This window comes from Pseudomonas sp. GW821-FHT09E12, assembly GCF_059416085.1.
Window position 1 is genome coordinate 274,508 of record NZ_JBWKOM010000010.1, and the last position, 11,953, is coordinate 286,460.

11 protein-coding genes are annotated in these 11,953 nt (G+C 61.7%); 5 read left to right on the top strand and 6 right to left on the bottom strand.

Features of this window, described 5'->3' with window-relative positions:
- The first annotated feature begins 23 nt into the window (after positions 1-23).
- The gene (locus tag AC07PQ_RS26820; protein ID WP_009045076.1) at positions 24-677 is read left to right on the top strand and encodes an HAD family hydrolase; all 654 of its coding nucleotides are present in this window, start codon (positions 24-26) and stop codon (positions 675-677) included.
- A gap of 113 nt (positions 678-790) precedes the next feature.
- On the opposite strand, the gene AC07PQ_RS26825 is transcribed toward AC07PQ_RS26820, so the two are convergent.
- Complete coding sequence (locus AC07PQ_RS26825; protein ID WP_062825001.1) at positions 791-1,753, bottom strand: zinc-binding dehydrogenase; 963 nt, start codon at positions 1,751-1,753, stop codon at positions 791-793.
- A gap of 138 nt (positions 1,754-1,891) precedes the next feature.
- Here AC07PQ_RS26825 and AC07PQ_RS26830 point away from each other — a divergent pair, with 138 nt between their 5' ends.
- Positions 1,892-3,976: a carboxy terminal-processing peptidase gene (locus tag AC07PQ_RS26830; RefSeq protein WP_493186379.1), complete on the top strand. Its 2,085-nt coding sequence runs from the start codon at positions 1,892-1,894 to the stop codon at positions 3,974-3,976.
- Between the two features lie 132 nt (positions 3,977-4,108).
- Entirely contained in the window at positions 4,109-5,935 is a 1,827-nt protein-coding gene (locus AC07PQ_RS26835) for a bifunctional diguanylate cyclase/phosphodiesterase (protein WP_101338776.1), read from the top strand.
- Here the strand turns inward: AC07PQ_RS26835 and AC07PQ_RS26840 are convergent.
- The 5 genes from AC07PQ_RS26840 to bamJ all read right to left on the bottom strand — a co-directional run bounded on the left by AC07PQ_RS26840 (position 5,871) and on the right by bamJ (position 8,578).
- On the bottom strand, positions 5,871-6,302 hold the full coding sequence (locus AC07PQ_RS26840) for a sel1 repeat family protein (RefSeq protein WP_493186378.1): 432 nt from the start codon (positions 6,300-6,302) through the stop codon (positions 5,871-5,873). The two genes, AC07PQ_RS26835 and AC07PQ_RS26840, sit on opposite strands and share 65 nt — an antisense overlap.
- Positions 6,303-6,674 carry a hypothetical protein gene (locus AC07PQ_RS26845; RefSeq protein ID WP_007927825.1) on the bottom strand — a complete coding sequence of 124 codons (372 nt, stop codon included), beginning with the start codon at positions 6,672-6,674 and terminating at the stop codon, positions 6,303-6,305. It abuts the gene before it with no gap.
- A complete protein-coding gene (locus tag AC07PQ_RS26850) occupies positions 6,671-7,012 on the bottom strand; it encodes a helix-turn-helix domain-containing protein (RefSeq protein WP_081502448.1) in 342 nt (113 codons plus the stop codon). Before AC07PQ_RS26850 ends, AC07PQ_RS26845 begins: the two co-directional genes overlap by 4 nt.
- Positions 7,013-7,119: 107 nt before the next feature.
- Positions 7,120-7,575 (bottom strand): YkvA family protein, encoded by a 456-nt coding sequence (locus AC07PQ_RS26855; RefSeq protein ID WP_007927824.1) that lies wholly within the window; start codon positions 7,573-7,575, stop codon positions 7,120-7,122.
- A gap of 289 nt (positions 7,576-7,864) precedes the next feature.
- Entirely contained in the window at positions 7,865-8,578 is a 714-nt protein-coding gene (gene bamJ / locus AC07PQ_RS26860; protein WP_007927823.1) for a BamJ family beta-barrel-assembly machinery protein, read from the bottom strand.
- A gap of 259 nt (positions 8,579-8,837) precedes the next feature.
- On the opposite strand from bamJ, the gene AC07PQ_RS26865 reads away from it, so the two are divergent.
- Together AC07PQ_RS26865 and AC07PQ_RS26870 are read left to right on the top strand one after the other, a co-directional pair.
- Positions 8,838-10,646, top strand: coding sequence for a di-heme-cytochrome C peroxidase (locus AC07PQ_RS26865; protein ID WP_007927822.1), 1,809 nt, complete (start codon positions 8,838-8,840; stop codon positions 10,644-10,646).
- Positions 10,647-10,674: 28 nt separating this feature from the next.
- Positions 10,675-11,811 carry a catalase family protein gene (locus AC07PQ_RS26870; protein ID WP_007927821.1) on the top strand — a complete coding sequence of 379 codons (1,137 nt, stop codon included), beginning with the start codon at positions 10,675-10,677 and terminating at the stop codon, positions 11,809-11,811.
- The last annotated feature ends 142 nt before the right edge of the window (positions 11,812-11,953 follow it).

Here is an 11,953-nt window from a genome sequence, read left to right on the forward strand (position 1 = left end):
ACGATTAAGAGAGAGCGGTACTAATGGCCCTGGCAATTTTTGATCTGGACGAGACCCTGATCCACGGCGACTGCGCCACCCTCTGGAGCGAACAGATGGGGCGCCTGGGCTGGGTCGACAGCGAGTCTTTCATGCGCCGCAACAACGAGCTGATGGACGCCTACAGCCACGGCAAGCTGGCCATGGAGGAGTTCATGGCCTTCAGCCTGGAGCCGATGGCCGGACGCACCCCGGAAGAGGTCGGGCACCTGGTCGGCCCCTGGGTCGAGGACGTGATCGAACCGATCATTTTCAGCGATGCCTGCAAGGCCATCGCCGCACACCGCAAGGCCGGCGACCGGATCCTGGTGATCTCGGCCTCGGGTACTCACCTGGTCCAGCCCATTGCCGAACGCCTGGGCATCGATGAAGTCCTGGGGATCGAGCTGGAGGTGCTGCACGGGGTCTACAGCGGCAATACCCTGGGCACCCTGACCTACCGCGAAGGCAAGGTCACCCGCCTGCTGGAATGGCTGGATGCCGAAGAAGAAAACCTCGAAGGCGCGAGCTTCTATTCCGACTCGCGCAACGACCTGCCGTTGCTGCTGAAGGTCGACTACCCGCATGTGGTCAACCCGGACCCGGTACTGCGCGAACACGCGGAAAAGGCCGGCTGGCCGATTCATCAGTGGAAGTAGGTGCCTCTGTAGCCGCTGCCGCAGGCTGCGATCGCCCACAACGTGGGCGCAAGATCTGAAGATCGCTAAAAAGCCCTTCGGGCTTATCGCAGCCTTCGGCAGCGGCTACAGGATCAGGCCAAGGTCTCGTCGATCAGCAGCACCAGCTTGCCCGACACCTGGTTGGTCGCCAGCTCGGCAAAGGCCGCTTCGGCGTCCTTGATCGGGAAGGTCATGGCCAGCTGCGGGCTCAGGCGCCCTTCGGCGAACAGTGGCCAGACATGCTGGCTGAGATCGCTGAACAGATCGGCCTTGAACTGCTCGTCGCGGCTGCGCAAGGTCGAACCCAGCAACTGGATGCGCTTGCCGAGGATCTGCGCCAGGTCCAACTGGGCCTCGCGCCCGCCCATCAAGCCGATCAGCACCCAGCGCCCGTCCAGGGCCAGCAGCTTGACGTTATGCGCGGCATAGTTGGCGCCGACCGGATCCAGGATCACATCGAACGGCCCGAAATCCCGCAAGCCTTCCAGGCCGTCGGTGCGCACCACGCCGCCCTGGGCCCCCAGCGCTTCACAGTAGGCCAGGCGGTCGGCGGAACCGACGCTGACCCAGCACGGGTTGCCGAATGCCTTGCACAACTGAATCGCGGCCGAACCGACACCACTGGCGCCGGCGTGCAGCAGGACCTTTTCCCCCGGCTTGAGGGCCGCCAGCTGGAACAGGTTCAGCCAGGCAGTGCTGTACACCTCGGGCAGCGCCGCCGCTTGCGCCAGGGACAGCCCTTCCGGCACCGGCAGGACATGACGGGCATCGACCACCACTTCCTCGGCCATGCCGCCCCCGGCCAGCAGTGCGCAGACCCGATCGCCGACCTGCCACGCAGAACCCGGGCCGACCTCGCTGATCACCCCCGAGCACTCAAGGCCCAGCACCTTGCTGGCGCCCGGTGGCGGCGGATAGAGCCCGGCCCGTTGCAACAGGTCGGCCCGGTTCAGTCCCGCGGCCGCCACACGGATTCGCACTTGTCCTACGTCGCACGTCGGACTGGGCTCTTCAACCCACTCCACATGACCTTCAACGCCTTGCAATGCTTTCACAGTGCCTCCATAGTGAGTCTGGACTGAGCCCGGAGCTGTAGCACCGGGCTTTTTGCATTATGCGACCGGTCCTTGTGGAACCGGCGACTTCAAAGACGGCCTAATATGCGTTATCAATTGCCCCCGCGTCGAATCAGCATGAAGCATTTGTTCCCCAGCACCGCCCTCGCTCTTTTCATTGGTCTCGGTCTGCTGCCGATGTCGACCAATACGTTCGCAGCCAATAGCTGGGACAAACTTCAGCCGGATCGCGACGAGGTAATTGCCAGCCTCAATGTCGTCGAGCTGCTCAAGCGTCATCACTACAGCAAGCCACCGCTGGACGACGCGCGCTCGGCGATCATCTATGACAGCTACCTGAAGCTGCTGGACCCGTCGCGCAGCTACTTCATGGCCAGCGACATCGCGGAATTCGACAAGTGGAAAACCCAGTTCGACGACTTCCTGAAAAGCGGTGACCTGAACGCCGGCTTCATCATTTACAAACGCTACCTGGACCGCGTCAAGGCGCGCCTGGACTTTGCCCTGGCCGAGCTGGGCAAAGGCGTCGACAAATTCGACTTCACCACCAAGGAGTCCTTGCTGATCGATCGCAAGGACGCGCCGTGGCTCAAGACCACCGCGGAACTCGACGACCTGTGGCGCAAGCGCGTCAAGGACGAAGTCCTGCGCATGAAGATCGCCGGCAAGGAACCCAAGCAGATTCAGGAAACGCTGACCAAGCGCTACAAGAATCAGCTCGCCCGCCTGGACCAGACCCGCGCCGAAGATATCTTCCAGGCGTACATCAACACCTTCGCCATGTCCTACGACCCGCACACCAACTATCTGTCACCGGATAACGCGGAGAACTTCGACATCAACATGAGCCTGTCGCTGGAAGGCATCGGCGCCGTGTTGCAGAGCGACAACGACCAGGTCAAGGTCGTGCGCCTGGTGCCGGCCGGCCCGGCCGACAAGACCAAGCAGGTGGCCCCGGCGGACAAGATCATCGGCGTGGCCCAGGGCGACAAGGAAATGGTCGACGTGGTCGGCTGGCGCCTGGACGAAGTGGTCAAACTGATCCGTGGTCCGAAAGGCTCGGTGGTGCGCCTGGAAATCATCCCGGCGAGCAACGCGCCGAACGACCAGACCAGCAAGATCGTCTCCATCACCCGCGAAGCGGTGAAGCTGGAAGAGCAGGCGGCGAAGAAGTCGATCCTCAACCTCAAGCAGGACGGCAAGGACTACAAGCTCGGGGTGATCGAGATCCCGGCCTTCTACCTGGACTTCAAGGCCTTCCGTGCCGGCGATCCGGACTACAAGAGCACCACCCGTGACGTGAAGAAACTGCTGACCGAGTTGCAGAAAGACAAGGTCGACGGCGTGGTCATCGACCTGCGCAACAACGGCGGCGGTTCCCTGCAGGAAGCCACCGAGCTGACCAGCCTGTTCATCGACAAGGGCCCTACCGTGCTGGTGCGTAACGCCGACGGCCGGGTCGACGTGCTCGAAGATGAAAACCCTGGCGCCTTCTACAAAGGGCCGATGGCGCTGCTGGTCAACCGTCTCTCGGCCTCGGCCTCGGAGATTTTCGCCGGTGCGATGCAGGACTATCACCGTGCCCTGATCATCGGTGGCCAGACCTTCGGCAAAGGCACCGTGCAGACCATCCAGCCGCTCAACCACGGCGAGCTGAAACTGACCCTGGCCAAGTTCTACCGGGTTTCCGGGCAGAGCACCCAGCATCAGGGCGTGCTGCCGGACATCGATTACCCGTCGATCATCGACACCAAGGAAATCGGCGAAAGCGCCCTGCCCGAAGCCATGCCATGGGACACCATTCGCCCGGCCATCAAGCCGGAGGTGGATCCGTTCAAGCCGTTCCTCGCGCAGCTGAAATCCGAGCATGACGTGCGCTCGGCCAAGGACGCCGAGTTCGTCTTCATCCGCGACAAGCTGGCCCTGGCCAAGAAGCTGATGGCGGAAAAAACCGTCAGCCTCAACGAAGCCGAACGTCGGGCGCAGCACGCCGACATCGAGGCCAAGCAGCTGGCGCTGGAAAACATCCGCCGCAAGGCCAAGGGTGAAGAGCCGCTCAAGGAGCTGAAGAAAGAAGACGAGGACGCCATTGCGGCCGCCGATCCGGACAAGACCAAGCCGGAAGACGACGCTTACCTCAGCGAAACCGGGCGAATCCTCCTCGATTACCTGAAGCTCAACACCGCGGTCGCCAAGCACTGAGATGATGGCAATTTAATGCTGACGCTCCTCGGAGCGTCATCAAACAGTCATCATTCTGTCGTGAAATAAAGGACCGGGCGCTGCTCTTGAATCAAGGGCGCGCCCGGTCCTTTTTTATCGACAGAGATCGCCATGACCACGACCGAACAGCTGAGTGCCTTGAGTTCAATCCTGGCTCAAAGCGGTTTGCACAGTCTGTTCCAGCCGATCATCTGCCTCTCCGAACGACGCATTCTCGGCTATGAAGCCTTGACCCGTGGTCCGTCCAACAGCCCGCTGCACTCCCCTGTCGCCCTGTTTGCCGTGGCCCGCCAGGCCGGACGCCTCAACGAGCTGGAAATCGCTTGCCGCCAGAGCGCCTGCAAGGGGTTCAGCGAGCAGCAGTTGCCCGGCAAGCTGTTCCTCAACGTCTCTCCGGAATCGCTGCTGGAGGCTGCCCACCAGCCCGGGCGCACCCTGCAATTGCTGCAAGACTTCGGTATTCCGCCGAGCCAGGTGGTGATCGAACTCACCGAGCAGACGCCAATCGATGACTTCCAGCTGCTGCACAATGCGCTGCATCATTATCGGGACATGGGTTTCTCGATCGCCCTGGACGACCTCGGCGCCGGTTACTCGAGCCTGCGCCTGTGGTCCGAGCTGCGCCCGGACTACGTGAAGATCGACCGGCACTTTATCGATGGCATTCATCAGGATGCCCTCAAGCGCGAGTTCGTCGGTTCGATCCTGCAAATCGCCAAGGCCTCCCGGGCCCAGGTGATCGCCGAGGGCATCGAAGTGGCGGAAGAGCTGGAGGTGCTCACGGAAATGGGCGTGGACCTGCTACAGGGTTACCTGCTCTGCCGCCCCCAGGAACATCCGCCCCGCGATGGCCGCAACCTGCTGCCCAAGCGCGAAAGCACTCCCGCGACGCTCAACGACGAAGGCAGCGACCTCAGTGCCCTGCTCAACGAACAACCGGCGGTAGCACGCGACATACCGACGGCCACAGTGCTGGAAGCCTTCCGTCGCCAAGCCAACCTCAACTCGCTGGCGGTGCTCGACGAACAGGGCCAGCCCTGCGGCATCGTGCACCGCCATTCATTGTCCGATGCCCTGCTCAAGCCCTTCGCCACCGACCTGTTTGCCCGCAAGCCCATCAGCCGCCTGATGAACGATGACTTCCTCGCGGTAGAGATCAGCCAGTCGCTGCAACAAGTCAGCCGCCTGATCACCAGTCGTGCCCGGCAACGGATCGAAGAGGATTTCATCATCACCCTCAACGGTAGCTACCTGGGCCTGGGGCGGGTGATCGATGTGCTCAAGCTGATTACCGAGCTGAAGATCCAGCAGGCGCGTTATGCCAACCCATTGACCCTGCTGCCTGGTAACGTGCCGATCCAGCAGTGCCTGACCCACCTGCTGCAACAAGGACGGGAATCGCTGATCTGTTACGTGGACATCGACAGCTTCAAACCCTTCAACGATATCTATGGCTACGGCCGTGGCGATGAAGTGCTGTTGTGCCTGGCGCAGTGCCTGAATGACCGGGTGGACCCCAGCCGCGATTTCGTCGGCCATATCGGCGGCGACGACTTTCTCCTGGTATTGGGCCCCGAGGACTGGCAAAAACGCCTGAACCAGTTGCTGGACGACTTCCATAGCCAGTGCCGGCGTTTTTATCGCAGCGAACACCTGGAAGCCGGCTGCTTCATCGCCCCCAACCGCCAGGGCATTCGCCAGGAGTTCGCCTTGCTGTCACTGTCCATTGGCGTGGTGCACCTGTATCCACAGGCCTGTGGACAACTCGATGCCAGCCAGTTGGCCGAGCTGGCCTCGCAAGCCAAGCACCACGCCAAGAACGTGCCGGGCTACAGCATCCATGTGATCGACAGCCGCCAGATGGCAGACGGCTTTACGGCTGACGCGGACCGGCTTGCGGGTCCGGCGTACTCGACTGATTCAGCTGCGCCAGCTTGACCTCGGCCAGGGGATGCCCGGCTTTCGCCGCCAGGGCCCACCAACGGGCGGCTTGCGCCGCATCCGCGGCCCTGCTGGGCGAACCGGCCAGGCTGATGACGCCCATCTGATAGGCCGCCTTGGCGTCCCCGGCCAAGCCGGCAAGACGTAACAGGCGTATGCCTTCTTCGCGAGCCCCCAGCCCCTGGCCACGAAAGGTCAGGATATGGCCATAAAAGCTCTGTGCGTCGACGTCCCCCAGGTTCGCCATGCGCGCCAATTGCCCCTCCAACCAGTGCCAGCCCCGAGGTTGACGCACAAACCAGGGCCAATGAAACAACCGGCGAGCCAGCCAGTAGCCGGCTCGCGCCTTGAGGCGCCAGAACACTCAGGCCTCCACCGACTCGGGGTATTCGTACTCGAACACACGAACCACTTCCGAGGCGTGCCACGACGCGGCCGCGACCCCATCGGAAGGCCCGGAAAAACGCCCGAGGCGCTCCGCACACTCGAAAAAACCGGTGCGCGGCAATCGACTCGCCCCCTGGCTGATCACCAGCGAACTGCGCAACGGCTGCTCCGCACGCGCATCCAGCGCGGCCAGATGTTCAAGGGCCGCCGTCAGGGTCTGCATGGCGGGGCTGGGTAGCTGCAAGCGCTCAAGCAGAGCGCGATAGGTCAAAAGATGGCGTTGCCGACGGGCCTGGTCGAGTTCCCCCAACAGGCCATCCCAATGTTGACGACTGATCCTTACGCTCACGATTCATCCCTCCAACCCGGAACCGTCAATTCCCAGGCCAGGCTACGGCGTATAGCGGCGTCGGGTTGACGCTCACCGCTTTCAATCATGGCCAGATATGACGGACTGATACCTACCGTACGGGCAAGCGCCTCAATGGCGATGCCCTTGGCTTCACGCAAACTGCGAAGTTGATCCAGACCTGGAAGCGGCTGGTCGGCTGTGGTCGCGATACCCCCCCTGGCTTCTCGCGGAGATTGTTCGGTGATACCTGCGGCTTTTAGCAAAGCCTGATACTGAGCCCATGGCAGAACCGCATATTCGGGCTCGCCATCGCGTGCAATTATCTGAATATCCATTACTACCCCGTAGGACGACACATAACGAGTCGGACTTTTCCTTATGAAGTGTAATCCTAACAGTCACTAAGGTCGCGGGGGCATCGTTGTATGGATCCGAATTCACCTCAGTTTTTCTTCGGACCTTCCAATTGCAGTTGTTCCGGGGTGTCGGGCAAACGTTCCACTACCGCCAGCTTCTCCGGTTGCTGGCGATTGCGCCAGGCGCGAAAGGCGCTGAGTTCGCCGTCCAGGGTTTTCATGATCCAGGCCAGAACGGCGATATCGTCGAGCATGCCGAACATCGGCAGGAAGTCCGGGATGGCATCCAGCGGGCTGAGGAAGTACATCAGGCCCGCGACCACCGACAGCAGCGCCTTGGGGCTGATGGCGCGGTACTCGCCACGCCAGTAAGCCAGGCACAGGGCCTGCAGCAGACGCAGATCGTCCTTGAGCTTGCCAAGACGGCCGCCTTGCAAGGCGCCTTTGCTGGCCACGGCGAACAACAGGGTCGGCAGTCGGCCACGGCTGAGCAAGCGGCCGGCCAGGGGCAGGAAGCGGGCAAAATTCCAGGGTGCTTTCATCGTCACTCCCACTGAAATGTTATCCACACAAATTGTGGATAACCTTGTGAACAGAGCCGCTTTTCACAGCTGAAAGCCCCGTTTTACAAGGGCTCGGCTCAGATCGGGCGTTTTTTACTCACATAAAAAAACCCATAATTTCATTGACTTGGCAGCCTCATGCGGCTAGCCGCAACACATGCTGTTAAGACTATGCCTTATGCCGTGGGTTCGCATTTTTTCCCGGACCAACGACCAGATACGACAACGCCCCGTAAGGACGGGGCGTTGTCATTGAACCAGACGAAGATTACTTGGCGTCGTCTTGTTTCGCTGGATCCTTGATACCCAGCAGTTCCAGCTCGAACACCAGAACCGAGTTGGCCGGAATGGCCGGGCTCGGGCTCTGTGCGCCGTAGGCCAGATCGCTCGGGATGTACAGTTTGTACTTTTCGCCGACGTGCATCAGTTGCAGGCCTTCGACCCACCCCGGAATCACGCCGCTGACCGGCAGATCGATCGGGCTGCCGCGCTCGACCGAGCTGTCGAACACAGTGCCGTTGGTCAGGGTGCCGGTGTAGTGAACGGTCACCACGTCGGTCGGCTTAGGCTGGGCGCCATCGGCTTTTTTCAGCACTTCGTACTGCAGGCCGGAGGCGGTAGTGGTCACGCCAGCCTTCTTGCCGTTTTCTTCGAGGAATTTCTTGCCGGCTGCTGCCGACTCTTCGCTGATCTTGGCCATGCGCTCTTCAGCACGCTTTTGCAGCGCGGCGAAGGCTTCGACCAGTTCGTCGTCTTTCAGCTTCTGTTCTTTCTTGCCGATGGCATCTTCGATGCCCTGGGCTACCGCTTTGGAATCCAGGTCATCCATACCTTCCTGGGCAAGGCTTTTGCCCATGTTCAGGCCGATACCATAGGAAGCTTTCTGCGCCGGGGTTTTCAGCTCCACGCTGGTCTGCGAGTCACAACCCGCAAGTACCAGGCTAACCAGGGCTACCGCCGCCGCTAACCGATGCTGTTTCATGCTATTTCCTTGTTCATGCGCCTAAAGGGCAATCGAGTAAAGCCGCGAGCTTATCAGGCGGCCACGACCAATGGCTACCGGCATGAGAGCCGGATTAGCCCGATAAGTTCACGTGTTTAAAAGCATTTCGCCAGCCATTACAACGAGCGCGGGAAAGAACACCTCGACCGCAAAGTAATGACAGCGGACGTAATGGCCACTTGCCCGGCAGTTTGCCCTTGAGGCATAAGAGAACCACAACTCGACAAGGATGTTTATCTTGCGCCTCTTATCCCGTGTTTTGCTCTTGATCCTCGCCCTGATCGGCGTCGCCCTGGCCGTGGTCCTGTATTACGTGGCCAATCCGAAATTGCCCGACTATATGCCCGCCCGGCAGGTGCACTATCAGGATCAATGGAGCGCCGCCGACCGCCAGACCTATTACTTCACCCCCCAGGGCACTCAGGTGAAGGGCCTGCGTTATGAGTGGTTCGCCGCCCTGGAACTGCCCTTCTCCACGCAACGCTTCGCCGCGCCGCAGTACCTGGCCCGCTTCGGCTTCCTGGTGGATCCGGCGCAACAGGCCAGCGCCGATAACCCGGCGAACCTGCCGGTCGGCTTCACCCGCCATCAGAACCCTGGCAGCCCGCAGCAGTACCTGGACATCACCTGTGCCGCCTGCCACACCGGCGAGCTGCGCTACAACCAGCAGGCCCTGCGGGTCGACGGCGGTTCCGCGCAACATGTATTGCCCTCCAGCGTGCCCACCCTGCGCGGCGGCAGCTTCGGCCAGGCGCTGGTCGCCAGCCTGGCGTCGACCTATTACAACCCGTGGAAATTCGAGCGCTTCGCCCGCAACGTGCTGGGCCAGAACTACGACGCCGAGCATGAACAACTGCGCAAGGACTTCAAGGCGTCGCTGGACACCTTCCTGCACGTCGCCTGGAACGACACTCACCGCGGCCTCTATCCCACCGAGGAAGGCCCCGGACGTACCGATGCCTTTGGCCGGATCGCCAATGCCAGCTTCGGCGACGCCATTTCCCCTGACAATTATCGGGTAGCCAACGCACCGGTGGACTATCCGCAGCTATGGGACATCTGGACCTTCGACTGGGTGCAGTGGAACGGCTCGGCCCAGCAACCCATGGCCCGCAATATCGGCGAGGCGCTGGGTGTAGGCGCCACCCTGAACTTCTTCGATGCCCAGGGCCAGCCGCTCAAGGGCGACGCCCGCTACCCGTCGAGCGTTCGGGTGCGCGACCTCAATCGCATCGAAGAAACCCTGCAACGACTGAAACCGCCGACCTGGCCAGAAGAACTGTTCGGCGACATCGACAAGCCCCTGGCGGCCAAGGGGCGAGCGCTGTTCGCGGAAAACTGCGCAGGTTGCCATGTCCCGCCGGTCACCGAGATCAACGGGCGCCCGGTACAACAACTGAAGATGCTGCCGGTTGCAGTGATCGGTACCGACTCGAATACGGCCAACAATATTGCCGATCAGCGTTACGACCTGAGCGCGCTGCAATGGGACGCCGCCGAACTGGCGCAATCAAATGTCCAGTTGCACCCCACGCCCACGGAGCCGCTGGACATGCGCCAGCTGTCAGCGGCCAAGGGCCTGGCCTATGTCACTGCCTTCGTTGAGGAGCACGCTTACCGGGACGCCCAGGTGACTCCGGAGGAACGCCCGCGACTCGACGGCTATGGCTTGCCGATCGGCGTCCGCGAACTGCGCGCCTACAAGGCCCGGCCGCTGGCCGGGGTATGGGCTACCCCGCCCTTCCTGCATAACGGCTCGGTGCCCAGCCTGTACCAGTTGCTTTCGCCTCAGGACGAACGCGCCAGCACCTTCTATAAAGGCACCTTCGAATACGATCCGAAGCATCTGGGCTATCGTACCGAGCCGTTCAAGAACGGCTTCCTGTTCGATACCAGGATCAGCGGCAATCACAACAGCGGCCATGAATTCCGTTCGGGCAAGCGTGGCGACGGGGTGATCGGCCGCCTGCTGCAACCCGAGGAACGCTGGGCCCTGCTGGAGTACCTGAAAGTGCTGGGCGGGCCGCTGGAGGCGCAACTGCCATGACCCTGGCCCTCATCGAAAGGACGGTTTCATGCTGATCACCTTATGGCTGCGCATCGGTGCGCTGCTGCTCAAGACACTTCTGCTGCTGGTGCTGATCGCCCTGCTCGGCTGGGCGCTGAACAGCGCCTGGTCAATCTGGCGCTACCAGGGGCCGGTCTCGACCGAAGAACAGGTTCCGCCCGGCGAAGCCGCCATGGCCCAGGACATCATCCAGACCGCCGTGCGCATCGTCGATCAGCACCGGGATAACACCCGTTACCTGCGCGACGCCCATGCCAAGGCCCACGGCTGCGTAAAGGCCGAGGTCCAGGTGCTCGAGCAACTGGCGCCGCCGTTGCGCCAGGGCGTGTTCGCCGAACCCGGCAAGACCTGGCAAGCCATGGTGCGGCTGTCCAACGGCAATGCTTATCCACAGTTCGACAGCATTCGTGACGCGCGCGGGATGGCGATCAAGTTGTTGAATGTGCCCGGCACCCAGCTTTTGAAGGAACAGCAGGGCCGTGGCGAACAGGATTTCGTGATGTTCAACCATCCGAACTTCTTCGTCAGCGATGTCGCCGAGTACCGGCAGAATGTCGCCGCGCAGGCGGACGGAAAAAAGGTCGGAGCCTTTTTCCCCGGTTGGGACCCACGCACCTGGCAGGTTCGTCATCTGTTCATCGCCTTGGCCACCCTGTCGCCGCCCCCGGCCAGCCCGACGCAAACCCGCTATTTTTCGGTTTCGCCCTACAAGTTCGGCAGCGCCAACGCCAAGTTCCGCGTCGCGCCGGATCCCGACAGCTGCCCGGTATACAACCTGCCCGCACAAAACCAGGCCCTGCCCAACTTTCTACGCAACGCCCTGAACCAGCAGCTGTCGACCGACCGCGTGCCGGCCTGCTTCGTGTTGCAGGTGCAGCGCCAGGACCCAAGCCACTACATGCCCATCGAAGACACCAGCATCGAATGGCGGGAAAGCGATGCGCCCTTCGAAACCGTGGCGCGGATCAAAATTCCTGCCCAGGACTTCGATACCCCGCGGCAGAACCTGCAATGCGACAACCTGTCCTTCAACCCCTGGTTCGGGTTGGAAGCGCACCGCCCCATCGGCGGCATCAACCGCCTGCGCAAGGCGGTGTACGAAGCGGTCAGCGACTACCGGCACAGCCGCAACGCCGAGCAGTGATCCAGAAACGAAAAAAGCGGCCCGCGGGCCGCTTTTTTGGGGAACTTTTACATACTCCAGACAGTAAAAAGCCCGCGTGAGCGGGCTTTCTGTGATGACCTGGCGTTCAGTGTTCCAGATCATCGAATATGGCGCAGCGGAC